Below are 19,010 nucleotides of genomic sequence, written 5' to 3' on the forward strand. Positions count from 1 at the left end.
GTCTCACAAGCCCCTTACGGGAACGGGGGGAGTATTGCCCGAAACAGGATCAAGGGCAACGACTGGCCATTCGCCTGACTGCGCCACTTCCGATGCCATCACAGGCCAAGCGCACTACGTACCGCGACTTTGATTGCGTAAAACTCGTCTGTTTCAAGGTGTGAAATAACATAAACACGCTTTCCATGTCGGTCTCGACTTTTGATCCGGTCCAGCCTGGAGAGGCTTACTGTCGCAACCATATCGCATTTCGCCCAGCAAACAGGACTGGCACCCTGTAGATGACTTTGAAGTTCCAGGTGGTGATCAAGTATGCGATCCGGAGCGGTAGTACTGAGCGGCACAACTGTCACCAGTAAGCTGTTGGTTTTGTGTTTTCGTATCACGACAACAGGTCTGACTTTGATCATTTCGGGGACTTCATACCCCCTGAAATCACAAATCAGCACACTGCCTTCCTTCGGTTGATATAGAAGTGGCATCCATGGCACTCATCGAAAGAAATCGATTTTGCTCAACAATCGCGCAAATCACTAAACAGGATCCGTTACTTTAAGTGTCCCTGCGCTCAAGTCCCCTCAACCTTCCTCGTCAACAAATCCACAAACGCCTTGGCCATCGGCGACTTCTGGTCCTTGCGCTGCACCAGCCACACCGCCGACACCGCTTCCGGATCAAGCAACGGCCGGTAGACCACGCCGTCAATGCGCATCCGCTGATAAGAGGCCGGCAGCACCGACACGCCCAGCCCCGCCGCCACCAACCCGATAATGGTCATTGCCTCGCCTGCCTCTTGCGCGAAGTGCGGGCTGAAACCGGCATCGCGGGCCAGGCTGAGCAACTGTGCATACAGGCCGCTGCCATAGCTGCGTGGGAAGAAAACGAACGGTTCGAGGGCCAATGCCGAGAGGAACAAACCCTCTTCGCTGTCGTTCACTAGCGGATGTTTGGAGCTGAGCACCGCGACCAGCGGCTCACGCATCAACTCCACGACGCTGAGGGAATCCGGCAGCCCAAGCGGTCGCATGATGCCGACTTCGATCGACTCATCGACCAGCGCGTCGGCCACTTGGGTGCTGCTCATCTCCCGCAGATTCAAATGCACCGCCGGGAAACGCTGGCGGAACGAGAAAATCGCCTGGGGAATGGTCGAGTTGAACGGCGCCGATGAGGTGAAACCAATTTTCAGTTCGCCCAACTCACCCAACTGCGCACGCCGTGCCACGTCGGCCGCTTTGTCCACCTGCGCCAGCACCAGTCGCGCTTCTTCCAGAAACAGCCGACCGGCCTCGCTGAGTTCGACCCGACGATTGGTTCTCTCGAACAGCCGTGCTCCGACTTCCTGTTCCAGCGCCTGAATCTGCTGGCTCAGGGGCGGTTGCGAGATGCCCAGCACCTGAGCGGCGCGGCCGAAGTGCAATTCTTCGGCGACGGCGATGAAGTAGCGCAGGTGACGCAATTCCATGAAAACTCCATTAGGTCGTTAAACCTATCAAACAGGTCGAACAATATATTGGATTGAATCATTAGGCAGCTATATGCTTTTTTCATTGCCTGACCGGCTGCGCCCTCCGAGGTCCGAAGTGAAAACTGCTGTCGCCCCCCTTGCCCACGAAGTTCCGCCCACCTCGGTGGACGATGTTGTCGCCGAATTGAAAGAGATCTACATCGAGAAAGGCACGCCGATGTTCATGCGCACGGTACTGGCGCTGTTCTCCGGCGGCTTTGCGACCTTCGCCCTGCTCTACTGCGTACAGCCGATGATGCCGCTGCTGTCCCACGAGTATTCGATCAATGCGGCGCAGAGCAGCCTGATCCTCTCGGTGGCCACCGGCATGCTCGCCATTGGCTTGTTGATCACCGGCCCGATCTCCGACCGTGTCGGACGCAAACCGGTGATGGTCGCGGCCTTGTTCGCCGCCGCACTGTGCACCATGGCCAGCGCGATGATGCCGAGCTGGCAAGGCGTGCTGGTGATGCGTGCGTTGATCGGCTTGTCGTTGAGCGGCCTGGCAGCGGTCGCCATGACGTACCTGAGCGAAGAGATCCACCCGCAGCACATCGGGCTGGCGATGGGTTTGTACATCGCCGGCAATGCGATTGGCGGGATGAGCGGCCGCTTGATCACCGGCGTGTTGATCGACTTCGTCAGCTGGCACACGGCAATGCTGGTGATTGGCGGGCTGGCGCTGATCGCGGCGACGGTGTTCTGGAAAATTCTCCCCGAATCACGCAACTTCCGTCCCCGCTCGCTGCACCCGCGCAGTCTGCTCGATGGCTTCACCATGCACTTTCGCGACGCTGGCCTGCCGCTGCTGTTCCTTGAAGCTTTCGTGCTGATGGGTGCGTTTGTCACCCTATTCAACTACATCGGCTATCGCTTGCTGGCCGAGCCGTACCACATGGACCAGGTCTTCGTCGGTCTGCTGTCGGTGGTGTACCTGTCGGGCATCTACAGCTCGGCGAAAATCGGCTCCTTGGCCGACCAACTGGGCCGGCGCAAAGTGCTCTGGGCGACGATTGTGCTGATGCTCGCAGGCCTTGCGCTGACGATGTTCACGCCGCTGCCGTTGGTGATTATCGGCATGTTGATCTTCACCTTCGGCTTCTTTGGCGCGCATTCCGTGGCCAGCAGTTGGATAGGCCGGCGAGCGGTGAAAGCCAAGGGGCAGGCTTCGTCGCTGTACCTGTTCAGCTATTACGCCGGGTCGAGTATTGCAGGGACAGCGGGCGGGGTCTTCTGGCACTTGGGCGGGTGGAACGGGATCGGGTTGTTCATTGGTGCGTTGCTGGTGATTGCGCTGCTGGTGGCGTTGAAGCTGGCGAAGTTACCGCCGTTGGGCGGAGTCAAAGCCTGACACCACTCCGTGTGGGAGCGAGCCTGCTCGCGAAAGCAGTCTTTCAACAGACATCACTGTTGGATGTGCCGGCCTCTTCGCGAGCAGGCTCGCTCCGACAGGGGCCGAGTGTGACCTGAGATCTCTATACAAAAACGCCCGGCATAAGCCGGGCGTTTTTTATTGGACGACGATCACTCGTGATACTGCGCCGACAGTTCATGCACTGCGCGCATGAACGCACCCGCGTGCTCAGGATCCACTTCAGGGGTAATGCCATGGCCGAGGTTGAACACATGACCACTGCCTTTGCCGTAGCTGGCGAGAATTCGACCGACTTCGGTGCGAATGGCTTCTGGCTTGGCGTACAGCACAGTCGGGTCCATGTTGCCTTGCAGGGCGACTTTGTTGCCGACGCGTCGGCGGGCTTCGCCAATGTCGCAGGTCCAGTCCAGGCCCAACGCATCAGCGCCAGCGTCGGCGATGCTTTCCAGCCACAGGCCGCCGTTCTTGGTGAACAGGATGACCGGCACTTTGCGGCCTTCGTGTTCGCGGATCAGGCCGCTGACGATTTTGCGCATGTAGGCCAGGGAAAACTCCTGGTACGCCGCCGCCGAGAGGTTACCGCCCCAGGTGTCGAAAATCTGCACCGCTTGCGCGCCGGCCATGATCTGGCCATTGAGGTAGCTGGTGACCGACTGCGCGAGCTTGTCCAGCAGCAGGTGCATGGCTTGCGGGTTGTCGTAGAGCATGGCCTTGGTCTTGCGGAAGTCTTTCGACGAACCGCCTTCGACCATGTAAGTGGCCAGGGTCCACGGGCTGCCGGAGAAGCCGATCAGCGGCACGCGGCCGTTGAGTTCGCGTCGGATGGTGCTGACCGCGTCCATGACGTAGCCAAGGTCTTTGTGCGGATCAGGAATCGGCAGGGCTTCGATATCGGCTATCGTGCTGACGACTTTCTTGAAGCGTGGACCTTCGCCGGTTTCGAAGTACAGGCCTTGGCCCATGGCGTCCGGGATGGTGAGGATGTCGGAGAACAGGATCGCCGCGTCCAGTTGCGGATAGCGGTCGAGTGGCTGCATCGTGACTTCGCAAGCGAACTCCGGGTTCATGCACAGGCTCATGAAGTCACCGGCCTTGGCACGGCTGGCGCGGTATTCCGGCAGGTAGCGACCGGCCTGACGCATCATCCATACCGGCGTGACGTCTACGGGTTGCTTGAGCAGGGCGCGAAGGAAACGGTCGTTCTTCAGGGCAGTCATGTCGGCATCCGGAAAAAAAGTGCGGGCATTTTCTCAGAGCTCGACGCAAAAGGCACGGTTGCAGGTCAGCCTTTTGTCTATCGGGTCAATATGTCGCGGGGAAATACGCTATTTAGCAACACGCTGAAACCAATGTGGGAGCGAGCCTGCTCGCGAAGAGGGCTTCACATTCAACATCTCTGTTGACTGATCCACCGCTTTCGCGAGCAGGCTCGCTCCCACAATTGATCGCATTCCAGTTCTAGAAAGTGATCAGACGCCCAGGTAATCCAGGATCCCTTCGGCCGCATTACGGCCTTCGAAGATCGCCGTTACCACGAGATCAGATCCGCGAACCATATCGCCACCGGCGAAGATTTTCGGGTTGCTGGTCTGGTGCTTGTACTGACCTTGTTCCGGGGCCACCACGCGACCTTGGCTGTCGGTCTGGATGCTGAACTGCTCGAACCACGACGCCGGGCTCGGACGGAAACCAAATGCGATGACCACGGCGTCGGCCGGGATGATCTCTTCGGAGCCCGGGATCGGCTCGGGGCTGCGACGGCCACGGGCGTCCGGTTCGCCGAGACGGGTCTCGACCACCTTCACGCCTTCGACGCGGTCTTCACCGACGATGGCGATCGGCTGGCGGTTGTAGAGGAATTTCACCCCTTCTTCCTTGGCGTTCTTCACCTCTTTGCGCGAGCCCGGCATGTTCGCTTCGTCACGACGATAAGCGCAGGTCACCGACTTGGCACCCTGGCGGATCGAAGTACGGTTGCAGTCCATCGCCGTGTCGCCGCCGCCCAGCACCACAACCTTCTTGCCTTTCATGTCGACGAAATCTTCCGGCGACTTTTCAAAGCCCAGGTTGCGGTTGACGTTGGCGATCAGGAAGTCGAGCGCGTCATGCACGCCCGGCAGATCCTCACCGGCAAAGCCGCCCTTCATGTAGGTGTAGGTGCCCATGCCCATGAACACGGCATCGTATTCTTCGAGCAGTTGCTCGATCGTCACGTCCTTGCCCACTTCGGTGTTCAGGCGAAACTCGATACCCATGCCGGTGAAGACTTCGCGACGATTGCTCAGCACGGTCTTTTCCAGCTTGAACTCGGGGATACCGAAGGTCAGCAGACCGCCGATTTCCGGGTTCTTGTCGAACACCACCGGGGTCACACCGCCGCGTACCAGCACGTCGGCACAACCCAAACCTGCCGGGCCTGCACCGATCACCGCAACACGCTTGCCGGTCGGTATAACCTTGGACATGTCCGGGCGCCAGCCCATGGCGAACGCGGTATCGGTGATGTACTTCTCGACCGAACCAATGGTCACCGCGCCGAAGCCGTCGTTGAGGGTGCAGGCACCCTCGCACAGACGATCCTGCGGGCACACCCGACCGCAGACTTCCGGCAGGGTGTTGGTCTGGTGCGACAGCTCGGCGGCCTGGAGGATGTTGCCCTCGGCCACCAGTTTCAGCCAGTTCGGAATGAAGTTGTGCACCGGGCACTTCCATTCGCAATACGGGTTACCGCAACCCAGGCAGCGGTGGGCCTGATCGGCCGAATGCTGGGGTTTGAAGGGTTCGTAGATCTCCACGAACTCTTTCTTGCGTTGACGCAACAGTTTCTTCTTCGGATCTTTGCGCCCGACATCGATGAATTGGAAGTCGTTGCTGAGACGTTCGGCCATCTTCAAAACCTCGTACACGACAGCTTCAAGCTACAAGCTTCAAGCTGCAATAAAATCAAATTAATCCGCCACACCGCGCAAGCTTCAAGCTTGGCGCTTGAAGCTTGCGACTTGCCGCTGCGTCGTTTATTGCGGACTCGCACGAGTACTTGAGAGCAGAGATTTCAGACTCGCCGCCTTAGGTTTGACGAGCCAGAAACGACGCAAATAGTCATCGAGGTTTTCAGCGAGGTTACGACCCCACTCGCTGTCGGTTTCCTCGACGTATTCGTTCAGCACGCGTTGCAGGTGGCTGCGATAGGCTTCCATCGCCTCACCGCTGATCCGCTGGATTTCCACCAGTTCGTGGTTGACCCGGTCAACGAAGCTGTTGTCCTGGTCGAGCACGTAGGCGAAACCACCGGTCATGCCTGAGCCGAAGTTATAGCCGGTCTTGCCCAGGACGCAGACGAAACCACCGGTCATGTACTCGCAGCAGTGATCGCCCGTGCCTTCAACCACGGTGTGAGCACCGGAGTTACGCACGGCAAACCGCTCGCCCGCAGTGCCGGCGGCAAACAACTTGCCGCCCGTGGCGCCGTACAGGCAGGTGTTGCCGATGATGGCACTGTCCTGAGTCTTGTAGACGCTGCCCTTCGGCGGAACGATAACCAGCTTGCCGCCAGTCATGCCTTTGCCGACGTAGTCGTTGGCGTCGCCTTCCAGGTACATGTTCAGGCCGCCGGCGTTCCACACGCCGAAGCTCTGACCGGCCGTCCCTTTGAAGCGGAAGGTGATCGGCGCGTTCGCCATGCCTTGGTTGCCGTGTTTGCGGGCGATTTCACCGGAGATCCGCGCGCCGATCGAACGGTCGCAGTTGCAGATATCCAGGGCGAAATCAGCGCCGCTCATGTCGTTGATGGCCGAGGTGGCCATGTCGACCATTTTCTCGGCCAGCAGGCCCTTGTCGAACGGCGGGTTGCGGTCGACCTGGCAGAATTGGGGCTTGTCTGCCGGGATGTGATCGCTGCCGAGCAACGGGGTCAGGTCCAGGTGTTGCTGCTTGGCGGTCTGGCCTTCGAGGATATCCAGCAGATCGGTACGACCGATCAGCTCTTCGAGGGAGCGCACGCCCAGCTTGGCCAGCCACTCGCGGGTTTCTTCGGCGACGTAGGTGAAGAAATTCACCACCATGTCGACGGTCCCGATGTAGTGATCCTTGCGCAGCTTCTCGTTCTGAGTGGCGACGCCGGTGGCGCAGTTGTTCAGGTGGCAGATGCGCAGGTATTTGCAGCCCAACGCGATCATTGGCGCGGTGCCGAAGCCGAAGCTTTCAGCGCCGAGGATCGCGGCCTTGATCACGTCGAGGCCGGTTTTCAGGCCGCCGTCGGTCTGTACCCGGACTTTGCCGCGCAGGTCGTTGCCGCGCAGGGTCTGGTGGGTTTCGGCCAGGCCGAGCTCCCACGGAGCACCGGCGTATTTGATCGACGTCAGCGGCGATGCACCGGTGCCGCCGTCGTAGCCGGAGATGGTGATCAAGTCCGCGTAGGCCTTGGCCACACCGGCGGCGATGGTGCCGACGCCCGCTTCTGCTACCAGCTTCACCGAGACCAGGGCCTTCGGGTTGACTTGTTTCAGGTCGAAAATCAACTGCGACAAGTCTTCGATCGAATAGATGTCGTGGTGCGGCGGCGGCGAAATCAGGGTCACGCCCGGCACCGCGTAACGCAGCTTGGCGATCAGACCGTTGACCTTGCCGCCTGGCAGCTGACCCCCTTCACCGGGCTTGGCGCCCTGAGCGACTTTGATCTGCAGCACTTCAGCGTTGACCAGGTATTCCGGGGTTACACCGAAACGGCCAGTCGCGACTTGCTTGATTTTCGAGCTCTTGATGGTGCCGTAGCGCGCCGGGTCTTCGCCGCCTTCGCCGGAGTTGGAACGCGCACCGAGGCGGTTCATGGCTTCAGCCAGGGCTTCGTGGGCTTCCGGCGACAGGGCGCCCAACGAGATGCCGGCAGAGTCGAAGCGCTTGAGCACCGATTCCAGCGGTTCGATCTCGCTGATGTCCAGCGGCGTGTCCAGGGTCTTCACCTTGAACAGATCGCGGATCATCGACACCGGACGGTTGTCCACCAGCGCCGTGTATTCCTTGAACTTGCTGTAGTCGCCCTGCTGCACAGCGGCTTGCAGAGTGTTGACCACGTCCGGGTTGTACGCATGATATTCGCCACCGTGGACGAACTTCAGCAAACCGCCCTGCTGGATCGGCTTGCGCGGGCTCCAGGCTTCGGCCGCCAGGGCTTTCTGCTCGGCTTCGATGTCGACGAAACGCGCGCCCTTGATGCGGCTCGGTACGCCACGGAAGCTCAGCTCACAGACTTCTTCAGACAGGCCGATGGCTTCGAACAACTGCGCACCGCGGTACGACGTAATGGTCGAGATACCCATCTTCGACAGGATCTTCAACAGACCTTTGGTGATGCCTTTGCGGTAGTTCTTGAACACCTCATAGAGGTCGCCCAGCACTTCACCGGTACGGATCAGGTCGCCCAGCACTTCGTAGGCCAGGAACGGATAGACCGCCGAGGCGCCGAAACCGATCAACACCGCAAAGTGATGCGGGTCACGAGCGGTGGCGGTTTCCACGAGGATGTTGGAGTCGCAACGCAGGCCTTTCTCGGTCAGGCGGTGGTGCACCGCGCCGGTGGCGAGCGAAGCGTGGATCGGCAACTTGCCCGGGGCAATGTGGCGGTCACTCAGCACGACCTGGGTGCGGCCGGAGCGCACGGCTTCTTCAGCCTGATCGGCGACGTTGCGGATGGCCGCTTCGAGGCCGACGCTTTCGTCGTAGTTGAGGTCGATGATCGCGCGCTCGAAGCCCGGACGATCCAGGTTCATCAGCGAACGCCACTTGGCCGGCGAAATGACCGGCGAGCTGAGGATCACGCGCGAGGCGTGTTCCGGCGACTCCTGGAAGATGTTGCGCTCGGCACCGAGGCAGATCTCCAGCGACATGACGATGGCTTCACGCAGCGGGTCGATCGGCGGGTTGGTGACCTGCGCGAACTGCTGGCGGAAATAGTCGTACGGCGTGCGCACGCGCTGGGACAGCACGGCCATTGGCGTATCGTCGCCCATCGAGCCGACGGCTTCGTAGCCCTGCTCGCCCAGCGGACGCAATACCTGGTCGCGCTCTTCGAACGTGACCTGGTACATCTTCATGTATTGCTTGAGCTGGTCGACATCGTAGAAAGCCGAACCGTGGTCGTTGTCTTCCATGGTCGCCTGGATGCGCAGGGCATTCTTGCGCAGCCATTGCTTGTACGGATGACGGGACTTCAAGCGGTTGTCGATGGCGTCGGTGTCGAGGATCTGACCGGTTTCGGTGTCCACGGCGAAGATCTGGCCCGGGCCCACACGTCCCTTGGCGATCACGTCTTCAGGCTGGTAGTTCCAGACACCGATTTCCGAGGCCAGGGTGATGAAACCGTTCTTGGTGGTGACCCAACGCGCCGGACGCAGACCGTTACGGTCGAGCAGGCACACCGCGTAACGACCATCGGTCATTACCACGCCGGCCGGGCCGTCCCACGGTTCCATGTGCATCGAGTTGTATTCGTAGAACGCCCGCAGATCCGGGTCCATGGTTTCGACGTTCTGCCACGCAGGCGGAATGATCATCCGCACGCCACGGAACAGGTCGATGCCACCAGTGACCATTAGCTCGAGCATGTTGTCCATGCTGGAGGAGTCGGAACCGACACGGTTGACCAGCGGGCCGAGCTCTTCCAGGTCCATCAGATCGTTGGTGAACTTGGTGCGACGGGCCACGGCCCAGTTACGGTTGCCGGTGATGGTGTTGATCTCGCCGTTGTGGGCGAGGAAGCGGAACGGCTGCGCCAACGGCCATTTCGGCAGGGTGTTGGTCGAGAAGCGCTGGTGGAACACGCAAATCGAGGTTTGCAGGCGCTGATCGCTGAGGTCTGGATAGAAGGCGGTCAAATCCGCCGGCATCATCAGGCCTTTATAAATGATGGTCTTGTGCGAAAAGCTGCAGATGTAGTGATCGGCATCGGCAGCGTTGGCCACGGACGAGCGACGACGGGAGGTGAACAGCTTGATCGCCATGTCCTGGTCGCTCAGGCCTTCACCGCCGATGTACACCTGTTCGATCTGCGGCAGGCGCTCCAGGGCCAGACGGCCGAGGACGCTGGTATCGATCGGCACTTTGCGCCAGCCGATAAGCTGCAGGCCGGCGGCCAGAATCTCGCGGTTCATGTTCTCGCGAGCGGCTTCGGCTTTGACCGGGTCCTGGTTGAAGAAGACCATGCCCACGGCATATTGCTTGGGCAGTTCGACGCCGAAGGTTTCCTGGGCGATGGCTCGCAGGAACACGTCCGGCTTTTGAATCAGCAGACCGCAACCGTCACCGGTCTTGCCGTCGGCGTTGATCCCACCGCGGTGGGTCATGCAGGTCAGGGCCTCGATGGCCGTTTGCAAAAGGGTATGACTGGGCTCGCCCTGCATATGGGCTATCAGGCCGAAACCGCAGTTATCCTTGAATTCATCTGGTTGGTACAGACCTGCTTTCATAGACACTTTCTCACCAGGCTGCCTCTTTTCGAGGCAAATTTCTTTTCAATTCAACCACTTGCGTTCCGCGCCGAACGTTCGCCGGCTTTAGCGGGGGCAAAAGGGTGGTCATTGTACACAGCGACACAGAGGCTCACAAATTTGACGACGAACTGTCGCAAATCTATGTCGCATTTGTGAAAGGTTTAAAGCGATCTGCTGTGCTAGTCAAAACTTTTTTAATTTTGACCGCAACGACTCAAAGACTACTGTGACGCAGACACCACAAGGCACGCGGCCTGTAGAGGCGGCATGCACTTGTAGAAATTTTGAGGTGCTTGGAGAGGCGGCCTGGGTAAGGCCGCCGAATCTTCAGCGAGTTGTTGCCAGTTCCTGTTGGACGCTGGCGACAGTGCGAGGCCAAGGTTTACCAGCCTGAACCTTCGCTGGCAAGGCCTTGATGGCGGTCAGGGCTGCATCGCGGTTGGCGAAGTTACCGTAGGTGATGACGTAAAGCGGCTTGCCGTTGAGGACTTTCTTGAAGTAACGGTACTCGCCGCCCTGCTCTTTCACGAAGTTTTGCGCGGTCGCTTCGGAGCTGGTGCCGAGGATCTGCACCACATAGTTGCTGGTAGGCTGCCCGGCGTACCAGGTGCCACCAGCGCCTTTCGCAGGAGCGGCGGCTGGCTTCTCGACAGGCTTGGCGGTGGCCACGGCGGCTGGCTTGGCTGGCGCTGGGGCCGGCTTCACGGCTGGCGCAGTCGGGACTGGCTTGGCGGTCGCAACCTGAGTCGGCGCAGGCACCGGTTTGGCGGCAGGCGTCGGCGCAGGGCCAGGCTGGATGCCCGCCGGCGGCGCAGTGGTGGTCACGGTTGGCGGTGTAGCGCTGGAACCTTCGACCGGCACACCGTCGTCGCCTTCGGTGATGCCACCGGCGGCTTCGGCCAGCGGACCGCGCATGACCGGTTGCGAGTTACCGACCAGCGGCAATGGCATCGGCTGCGAATTGCCGGCGAATTCGACGGAAGGTGCCCCGCCGCTATTAGGTTGTGGCGTGCCCTGGCCGAGCGGCAGTTGCGCCTGTTCGTTGGCCGGCGCGCCGGTGGTCGGTGCTTTGCTGCGGCCCGGCATCAACCAGGCGGCGGCTACCGCGACCACGACGACGGCGGAAATCGCCAATACGTGTTTCTTCGGCATGTTGAACCCCATACTTGGACGCTTGACCGCTGAGCGGCTGGCAATCATGGCTTCGATCATTGCATCGCGGGCAACCTGGTTGATGTTGCCAGGCCAGCCGTCGGAGCTTTCGTGAATATCAGAGATCTGATCTGCGGTAAAAAGTTCGATACCCCGGCCGGCGCCTTCGAGCCGCTGGTCCAGGTATTCGCGGGTTTCTTCTTCGGTGTAAGGCTGCAACTCAATGACGTGGAAGCGTTCTTCCTCGAGGCTCAGCGCGTCCAGTTGCGCAATCAGCGACGACTCACCGAACAGAAACACATGCGGACGACCTTCCGGCGCACCGGCGGCCAGGGCCAGCAAGGCCTCCAGCGCGGATTCGTCGAGCTGCTCGGCGTCATCGACCAGCAAATAGACTTCCTGCCCGGTCAGCGCCAGCTGCACGACCTGCGACAGAATCGCATTGACCTCCGCCTGGGCAACGTTCAGCGCCTGGGCCACCTGATGCAGCACGCCGGCCGCATCGCCAGCGCCACGGGCGGAAACCACCACGCTTTGCACCGATTGCTTGTTGGTGCTGGCCACCAGGGCCTGGCGCAACAGGGTCTTGCCGCTGCCCTGCGGGCCAGTGACCACCAGCAGCAACTGGCTATAGCGCGCCAGATGATGCAGCTGCCCCAGCACCGGTTTGCGCTGGGCCGGGAAGAATTTGAAGCCAGGCACCCGTGGAGCAAAAGGGTCATGACTCAACTGGTAATGGCCGAGGAAAGCCTCGTCGGCATGCAAACTAGTCATCGGGATCTTATTAACCTTTAAGCTGAGCCAGGGCGCGGTAATCCGCTCCCAGCGTGGCCTGTAAAACTTCTTTCGGATAATCGTCGGTCACCACCGCTTCGCCCATGTGGCGCAGCAGCACCAGGCGTAAACGACCGTCGATCACTTTCTTGTCAATTGCCATGTGTTCTAGAAAATCGGCTTCAGTCATCTCTTCAGGCGGGATGACCGGCAGGCCGGCACGCTGAAACAGGCGAATGCCGCGATCGCGTTCTTGCTCGCTGATCCAGCCCAATCGCGCGGACATTTCCAAAGCCATTACGGTGCCAGCAGCGACGGCTTCACCATGAAGCCAGACACCATAGCCCATATGGGTTTCGATAGCGTGGCCGAAGGTGTGGCCCAGGTTCAACGTGGCACGAACACCGGTTTCCTTCTCGTCGGCACCGACCACTTCAGCCTTGGCGGCGCAGGAACGCTCGATGGCATACGTCAGGGCGACCTGGTCCAGGGCGCGCAGGCGATCGACGTTTTCTTCGAGCCAGGTCAGGAATGGCTCATCGCAGATCAGCCCGTACTTGATGACTTCCGCCAGCCCCGCTGAGAGTTCGCGGGCCGGCAGGGTGTTGAGGGTCGCGGTATCGATCAGCACGACGTTCGGCTGATAAAACGCGCCGACCATGTTCTTGCCCAGCGGATGGTTGATCCCGGTCTTGCCGCCCACCGAGGAGTCGACTTGCGACAGCAACGTGGTCGGGACCTGGATGAAATCGACACCGCGCTGATAGCAGGCAGCCGCGAAACCGGCCATGTCACCAATCACACCGCCACCGAGGGCGATCACCGTGGTACGGCGGTCGTGGCGTGCAGTCAGCAGGCCGTCGAAAATCAGTTGCAGGGTTTCCCAGGTCTTGAAGGCTTCGCCGTCGGGCAGCACCACGGAAATCACCGAGAACTGCGCGAGGCTGCGGGTCAGACGTTCGAGATAGAGCGGCGCAACGGTCTCGTTTGAGATGATCGCCACTTGCCGTCCGCGGATGTGCGGTGCCAGCAGTTCCGGCTGATCCAACAAACCTTCGCCAATATGAATCGGGTAGCTGCGCTCGCCTAGATCGACCTTGAGTGTCTGCATGTGTCCCCACAGTGAAGATGGAATCAGGCGTCCTGCCTTGAATTAACGAATGTCCACGGCGTCTGCTGGTGTGACGCCGTTCGGTAGCCATCCGCCACAACCATGAGCAGTCGTGACAGGACGCCGAGGATAGCGCATTTCGCGCCTCGCTTTAACGGGGAGGTAGTTGCTGCAAGCGTTCGAGAATATCGAGCACGACCATTCGCGGCGGCCGCTCATCGGTTTCAACCACCAGGTCAGCGATTTCCCGATACAGCGGGTCGCGGATCGCCAGCAGATCCCGCAGGGTCTTGGCCGGATCAGCGGTGCGCAACAAGGGGCGATTGCGATCGCGGGACGTGCGGCCGACCTGCTGCTCGACAGAGGCATGCAGATAGACCACCCGACCGCCGGCGTGCAACGCCCGACGATTGGCTTCGCGCATCACCGCGCCGCCACCGGTCGCCAACACCACGCCATCGCAGCCGCACAGCTCGGCAATCATCGCCTGCTCGCGGTCACGAAAGCCCGGTTCGCCTTCTTTATCGAAAATCCACGGGATATTGGCGCCCGTGCGCAATTCAATTTCCTTATCGGAATCTTTGAACGGCAGGCGCAGCTCTTTGGCCAGCAACCGGCCGATGGTGCTTTTTCCAGCCCCCATCGGTCCAACAAGAATCAAATTTCGCACAGAATCAATGACTCACAGCAATCGCCTGGTTATTCATGATACGCGGAGTGAGAAATACCAGCAGCTCGGATTTTTTCTCCGAAACCACATCACGCCGGAAAAGGCGGCCAAGATACGGCACATCACCGAGAAATGGCACCTTATCTACAACCTTGCTCTGAGTATTTGAGAAAACCCCACCGATCACGATGGTCTCGCCATCATTGACCAGGACCTTGGCATTGACCTCGTTTTTCTTGATCGGGGGTACATCCTGGACCTTGTTCAGGTAATCCGGCTCATCCTTGGTCACCTTGACCTCCATGATGATCCGGTTGTCCGGGGTGATCTGCGGAGTGACCTCAAGGGACAGCGACGCTTCCTTGAACGACACCGACGTGGCACCGCTGGAACTGGCTTCCTGATAGGGAATCTCGGTGCCCTTGAGGATTTTCGCGGTCTCCTTGTCGGACGTGACCACCTTGGGTTGTGAGACGATTTCGCCGTTACCGGTCTTCTCCATTGCGGTCAGCTCCAGGTCCAGCAACACGTTATCGGTGATGAAGGCGATGCCGATCCCCGAGGTGTTGCCCGCAGCGCCCAGGTCGACAAACGGCGAGTTGGTGCTGGTGCTGCCCGGAGTACCGATAGTGGTCGAAGAGCCATTGCTGACGCCGGATGTGTTCCAGTTGCCCTTGTTCTGCACCGAACCGCCCCAGCGCACGCCGAGGCTTTTGTCGTAGTCGACGTTGGCTTCGACGATTCGCGCCTCGATCATCACCTGACGCACCGGGATATCCAGTTGCGCGACGATGCGACGAAGTTCGTCGAGTCGGTCCTGGGTCTGGTAGGCAATGATGTTGTTGGTCCGTTCATCAACCGTGATCGAACCCCGCTCGTCGATTTTCGCTTCGGCACTGGTCACCGACGTGAACAGCTTGGCGATGTCGGCGGCCTTGGCGTAGTTGACCTGAAGCAATTCGCGACGCAAAGGCGCGAGCTCGGAAATCTGCTTCTGCGATTCCAGTTCCTGACGTTCACGCGCGGCGATTTCATCGGCCGGCGCCACCAGCAGGACGTTACCGATCTTGCGCTTGTCCAGGCCTTTGGTTTTCAGCACCAGGTCCAGCGCCTGGTCCCACGGCACGTTCTGCAAACGCAAGGTGATGCCGCCCTGCACCGTGTCGCTGGCCACCAGATTGAGGTTGGTGAAATCGGCGATCAGTTGCAGCACCGAACGCACATCGATGTCCTGGAAATTCAGCGAGAGTTTTTCACCGGTGTAGGCAAAACGTTCGGCGTTGCGCTTTTGCAGGTCGTCGACGGTCATTGGCCGAATGCTGACCGTCAGCTTGTTGTCGGTCTGGTAGGTCGAATAATCGAAGGCTCCACTGGGCTCGATACTGATCGTGGCCCGATCCCCCGTGGCGCTGGCATTGACGAACTGCACCGGGGTGGCGAAATCCTTGACGTCCAGGCGCACGCGCAACGGTTCTGGCAATTGGGTTTTGGCGAATCCCAGGATGATCTTTCCGTCGCGCTCCTGGATGTCCGGGGCGATGGACGGATCCGACAGATCAATCACTACATTGCCTTCGCCCTGCGTACCGCGCTGGAAATCCACACCGCGAATGGCTTTGCCCACGGGCGCATAGGCTTTCGTCGGGGCGGGCATTGCAGTCGCGGCGCGAGGCGCGCGGGTAGTCGGCCGAGGCGTTTTGTTATTGGCACCTTGCCCGACCACCACAATCAGGTTGTTGCCGTCGACACGGGCGCTGTACGGGGTCAACTGGGTCAGATTGATGATTAGCCGCGTCCGGTCCTTGGCTTCCACCACCGTCGCGCTACGGGCATTGCCGCCACCCAGCTCACGACTCTTGCTCGAAAGCTGATTGACCACCCCGGGCAGATCCAGCGCGATTCGTGCCGGCGACTCGGTCGTATAACCGTGAGGTTGTGGGGGCGGGCCATCGAAAGACAACTTCAACTCGACACGATCACCCGGCAGCGCAGCAACATCCAGCGCTTTGAGGTTGGCCGCTTGTACCATCGGCGACAGCAACGCTATCCATAGCGAGATACCGAGGGTTGAGAAAATCCTGTTCATTATTCGAGTTCCACTATGAGTGCTCTTTCAAAGGGATGGTTCGTGGCCGTTCCAGCCAGGCGCCTTCGCCGTCGGGAACGATTTCGACCACATCGACTTGCGAGCCGCTGATGGCGACGATCCGTCCATCGTTACGCCCCAGGTAATCGCCGACTTTCAGCCGATGCACCCCGCCTGCCCCGCGCAACAGCGCAAAGGAGCCGGTGGCATTGGAGATCGTGCCGACCATTTCAAACTGCTCGATGTTGAAACCTTCGAGGTATTGCCTGGCCCGGTTGGGGTCGGGTTTGACGTTGCGCGAGCCGCGCTTCTGCCCCGCCAGATCGACCCTGACCTGCCGAGAAAACGGGCTGCGCAGGTTGGCAGCGTTATAGGTGAACGTTGGGTAAGACCGGAATGTCGGCGTTGGTTCAATCTTGCCCGGCGGCCGCAGACGGACTTCATTCATGAAGGCGTCGAGGTCGCCAACGTCGTTGCCGTTGCCGCAACCGGCCAGGCCGGCGAGCAACACAACCATCGACACGCAACGAATCGGGTTCATTTCTGCAACCCCTTGTCGTTGTAGCGATAGGTCTTGGCAAGGATGCTCATGCGTAGTTTCGGACCGCCCTCAGGGTCGGCTGGCGCAAGGTCGAAATCATGCAGCGTAACGATCCGCGGCAACCCGGCCACGCCACTGACGAACGTCGCCAGGTCGTGATAGGCACCCGTCACGGTGATCTGGATCGGCAGTTCGATGTAGAACTGCTGGGCAACCTCCGGCAACAGCTTGATCTCTTCGAACTCCAGCCCGCTACCGAGGCCGGTGCGGGTGATGTCCTCCAGCAGCCCGGGCACCTCGGTATCGCTGGGCAATTGCCGCAGCAACACGCCAAAAGAGTTCTCCATCTCTTTCATCTGCTGGGTATACAGCTCCAGGTTTGCCGCCATGTGCGCCTTGTTCGCGAATTGCTCCTTGAGGGTCGACTCCTCTTCACGCTTGAGTCCGAGGTGATCTTCCTGATCGCTGATGTAAAAGGTGTAGCCGAGGGTCAACACCAGAACCATGAGCAAGGCGCCCGCCAGGGCCTTGATCGCTGGCGGCCAGGACCCCATGTTGTTGGTGTCCAGATCGTTGATGTCGATCTTGCGCAGGCTTTCGAACCATTCCGAGGGGCTCATTTGCCAGCCTCCACAACGGCGGGCTGAGTCTGACGGACGGTCAACTGAAAGACGTTGGCCTGATCCAGCTGACCGGCGGTGGTGGCTTTGACTTCCGTGAGACTCGGCGCATCGAACCAGTCGGACGCATCCAGATTGCGCATCAGGTCCGAAACACGATTGTTCGATTCCGCTGCACCGGTAATGGACAGGGTTTTTCCGGCCATTTTCACTTCGGTGAAATACACCCCGTCAGGCAGGGTACGCGCCAACTGGTCGAAAATCCGCCCACTGATCGGACGGTTACCTTGCAGGTCCTGGATGATGCGCATGCGCTCGACGAGCTGCTGGCGACGGGACTTCAGGTCGCTGATCTGCTTGATGCGCTCGTCGACCACGGCAATCTGTTTGCCGATGTATTCGTTACGGGCCACTTGTCGGTCAATGGCGCTGCTGATGACCTGGTCCGCGATAAAAATCGCGCCCACCGAGCACACCAATACGCCGACCAGTGCCAGCAAAAAGCGCTTGCGGCGCTCTTCACGCAGCTCCTCGCGCCAGGGTAAAAGATTGATCCGTGCCATCAGTCGAAACTCCTGAGGGCGAGCCCGCAAGCGATCATCAGTGCTGGCGCATCGCTTGCCAGGGCCCCGGCGTTGACCTTGCTGCTCAATGCCATGTCGGAGAACGGATTGGCCACCTGGGTTGGCGTGCCCAACCGCTGCTCGATCAGGCGGTCAAGCCCCGGGACCGACGCGGTACCGCCAGCCAGCAGGATGTGATCGACCGCGTTGTACTGACCGGATGCGAAGAAGAACTGCAACGACCGGAAAACCTGCTGCACCAGCGCATCGCGAAACGGTTGCAAGACTTCGCTGACGTAGTCATCCGGCAACCCGCCCTGCTTCTTCGCCAGCCCCGCCTGTTCGACGGTCAGGCCATAACGACGCTGGATTTCCTCCGTGAGCTGACGACCACCGAACAATTGTTCCCGGGTGTAGATGATCCGCCCGTTGTACAGCACGCTCAGGGTGGTCATGGTCGCGCCGATGTCGACCACCGCCACGGTCAGCCCCTCCTGAGAGACCGCCAGTTGCCCCGCCAGCAAGGAGAACGACCGCTCCAGCGCATAGGCCTCGACATCCACCACTCGCGCGGTCAGGCCGGCCAGCGCCAGGGCGGCTTCACGCACCTCCACGTTTTCCTTGCGACAGGCCGCCAGCAGCACATTGACCCGTTCGGGGTTACGCACCGACACGCCCTGGACTTCGAAGTCGATGGCGACTTCATCCAATGGATAGGGGATGTACTGATCGGCCTCGATCTTCAGCTGGTTTTCCATCTCGTCATCGGAAAGACCTGCGTCCATCTCGATGGTTTTGGTGATGACTGCCGAACCGGCGACGGCCACGGCGACATTCCTGAGGTTGGTTTTGGCCTTGAGCAGCACGCGCGCGAGTGCCTGGCCCACGCCTTCGAGCTCGGCGATATTTTTTTCGACCACTGCGTTGGTAGGCAAGGGCTCGACCGCATAGGCCTCGACCCGATAACGCTCACCCTGGCGACTTAGCTCAAGCAACTTCACCGACGTGGAGCTGATGTCGATGCCCAGAAGCGTATTGGCTTTTTTATTGAAGAGTCCTAGCACTACCAATTCCCTATGACTATCCGTGTCTTACGGACTCTGTAATACCCATTGCGTTCAAACCAC

The 19,010-nt window shown here is 60.0% G+C and carries 14 protein-coding genes; 1 reads left to right on the top strand and 13 read right to left on the bottom strand.

Annotated elements, in window-relative coordinates; all coding sequences use genetic code 11:
* Positions 1 to 98: 98 nt before the first annotated feature.
* The gene (locus tag AC1ROI_RS08670; RefSeq protein ID WP_010464404.1) at positions 99 to 482 is read right to left on the bottom strand and encodes a type II toxin-antitoxin system PemK/MazF family toxin; all 384 of its coding nucleotides are present in this window, start codon (positions 480 to 482) and stop codon (positions 99 to 101) included.
* An 86-nt stretch (positions 483 to 568) separates the two neighbouring features.
* Positions 569 to 1,465: a LysR family transcriptional regulator gene (locus AC1ROI_RS08675; protein WP_083375224.1), complete on the bottom strand. Its 897-nt coding sequence runs from the start codon at positions 1,463 to 1,465 to the stop codon at positions 569 to 571.
* Positions 1,466 to 1,583: 118 nt separating this feature from the next.
* On the opposite strand from AC1ROI_RS08675, the gene AC1ROI_RS08680 reads away from it, so the two are divergent.
* Positions 1,584 to 2,858 carry an MFS transporter gene (locus AC1ROI_RS08680; RefSeq protein ID WP_077747677.1) on the top strand — a complete coding sequence of 425 codons (1,275 nt, stop codon included), beginning with the start codon at positions 1,584 to 1,586 and terminating at the stop codon, positions 2,856 to 2,858.
* 173 nt (positions 2,859 to 3,031) lie between these two features.
* Here AC1ROI_RS08680 and hemE read toward each other — a convergent pair whose 3' ends face one another.
* From hemE to AC1ROI_RS08735, 11 genes are all read right to left on the bottom strand, one after another.
* A complete protein-coding gene (gene hemE, locus AC1ROI_RS08685) occupies positions 3,032 to 4,099 on the bottom strand; it encodes a uroporphyrinogen decarboxylase (RefSeq protein ID WP_077747617.1) in 1,068 nt (355 codons plus the stop codon).
* Positions 4,100 to 4,351: 252 nt separating this feature from the next.
* Positions 4,352 to 5,770, bottom strand: coding sequence for an FAD-dependent oxidoreductase (locus AC1ROI_RS08690; RefSeq protein ID WP_010464413.1), 1,419 nt, complete (start codon positions 5,768 to 5,770; stop codon positions 4,352 to 4,354).
* Between the two features lie 126 nt (positions 5,771 to 5,896).
* Positions 5,897 to 10,342, bottom strand: coding sequence for a glutamate synthase large subunit (gene gltB, locus AC1ROI_RS08695; RefSeq protein WP_077747616.1), 4,446 nt, complete (start codon positions 10,340 to 10,342; stop codon positions 5,897 to 5,899).
* A 351-nt stretch (positions 10,343 to 10,693) separates the two neighbouring features.
* Positions 10,694 to 12,292 (bottom strand): SPOR domain-containing protein, encoded by a 1,599-nt coding sequence (locus AC1ROI_RS08700; protein ID WP_077747615.1) that lies wholly within the window; start codon positions 12,290 to 12,292, stop codon positions 10,694 to 10,696.
* A gap of 10 nt (positions 12,293 to 12,302) precedes the next feature.
* Entirely contained in the window at positions 12,303 to 13,403 is a 1,101-nt protein-coding gene (gene aroB, locus AC1ROI_RS08705) for a 3-dehydroquinate synthase (protein WP_102593630.1), read from the bottom strand.
* Between the two features lie 151 nt (positions 13,404 to 13,554).
* The gene (aroK, locus tag AC1ROI_RS08710) at positions 13,555 to 14,073 is read right to left on the bottom strand and encodes a shikimate kinase AroK (RefSeq protein WP_010464421.1); all 519 of its coding nucleotides are present in this window, start codon (positions 14,071 to 14,073) and stop codon (positions 13,555 to 13,557) included.
* A 4-nt stretch (positions 14,074 to 14,077) separates the two neighbouring features.
* Positions 14,078 to 16,159 carry a type IV pilus secretin PilQ gene (locus AC1ROI_RS08715; protein WP_042932443.1) on the bottom strand — a complete coding sequence of 694 codons (2,082 nt, stop codon included), beginning with the start codon at positions 16,157 to 16,159 and terminating at the stop codon, positions 14,078 to 14,080.
* A 13-nt stretch (positions 16,160 to 16,172) separates the two neighbouring features.
* Positions 16,173 to 16,700, bottom strand: a complete 528-nt coding sequence (locus AC1ROI_RS08720; protein WP_010464425.1) for a pilus assembly protein PilP — start codon at positions 16,698 to 16,700, stop codon at positions 16,173 to 16,175.
* The gene (gene pilO, locus AC1ROI_RS08725; RefSeq protein WP_102593629.1) at positions 16,697 to 17,320 is read right to left on the bottom strand and encodes a type 4a pilus biogenesis protein PilO; all 624 of its coding nucleotides are present in this window, start codon (positions 17,318 to 17,320) and stop codon (positions 16,697 to 16,699) included. The genes AC1ROI_RS08720 and pilO overlap by 4 nt, the downstream gene beginning before the upstream one ends.
* Positions 17,317 to 17,883 (bottom strand): PilN domain-containing protein, encoded by a 567-nt coding sequence (locus tag AC1ROI_RS08730; RefSeq protein WP_010464430.1) that lies wholly within the window; start codon positions 17,881 to 17,883, stop codon positions 17,317 to 17,319. The genes pilO and AC1ROI_RS08730 overlap by 4 nt, the downstream gene beginning before the upstream one ends.
* The gene (locus AC1ROI_RS08735) at positions 17,883 to 18,947 is read right to left on the bottom strand and encodes a pilus assembly protein PilM (protein WP_010464432.1); all 1,065 of its coding nucleotides are present in this window, start codon (positions 18,945 to 18,947) and stop codon (positions 17,883 to 17,885) included. Before AC1ROI_RS08735 ends, AC1ROI_RS08730 begins: the two co-directional genes overlap by 1 nt.
* Positions 18,948 to 19,010: the final 63 nt, after the last annotated feature.

This window comes from Pseudomonas sp. GW823-FHT02C02, assembly GCF_058797635.1.

What these genes read in the sequence shown, in the direction of transcription:
- AC1ROI_RS08670 (WP_010464404.1), bottom strand. Translation starts at nt 482, where the DNA reads ATGCCACTTCTATATCAACCGAAGGAAGGCAGTGTGCTGATTTGTGAT.
- AC1ROI_RS08675 (WP_083375224.1), bottom strand. Translation starts at nt 1,465, where the DNA reads ATGGAATTGCGTCACCTGCGCTACTTCATCGCCGTCGCCGAAGAATTG.
- hemE (WP_077747617.1), bottom strand. Translation starts at nt 4,099, where the DNA reads ATGACTGCCCTGAAGAACGACCGTTTCCTTCGCGCCCTGCTCAAGCAA.
- AC1ROI_RS08690 (WP_010464413.1), bottom strand. Translation starts at nt 5,770, where the DNA reads ATGGCCGAACGTCTCAGCAACGACTTCCAATTCATCGATGTCGGGCGC.
- gltB (WP_077747616.1), bottom strand. Translation starts at nt 10,342, where the DNA reads ATGAAAGCAGGTCTGTACCAACCAGATGAATTCAAGGATAACTGCGGT.
- AC1ROI_RS08700 (WP_077747615.1), bottom strand. Translation starts at nt 12,292, where the DNA reads ATGACTAGTTTGCATGCCGACGAGGCTTTCCTCGGCCATTACCAGTTG.
- aroB (WP_102593630.1), bottom strand. Translation starts at nt 13,403, where the DNA reads ATGCAGACACTCAAGGTCGATCTAGGCGAGCGCAGCTACCCGATTCAT.
- AC1ROI_RS08715 (WP_042932443.1), bottom strand. Translation starts at nt 16,159, where the DNA reads ATGAACAGGATTTTCTCAACCCTCGGTATCTCGCTATGGATAGCGTTG.
- AC1ROI_RS08720 (WP_010464425.1), bottom strand. Translation starts at nt 16,700, where the DNA reads ATGAACCCGATTCGTTGCGTGTCGATGGTTGTGTTGCTCGCCGGCCTG.
- pilO (WP_102593629.1), bottom strand. Translation starts at nt 17,320, where the DNA reads ATGAGCCCCTCGGAATGGTTCGAAAGCCTGCGCAAGATCGACATCAAC.
- AC1ROI_RS08730 (WP_010464430.1), bottom strand. Translation starts at nt 17,883, where the DNA reads ATGGCACGGATCAATCTTTTACCCTGGCGCGAGGAGCTGCGTGAAGAG.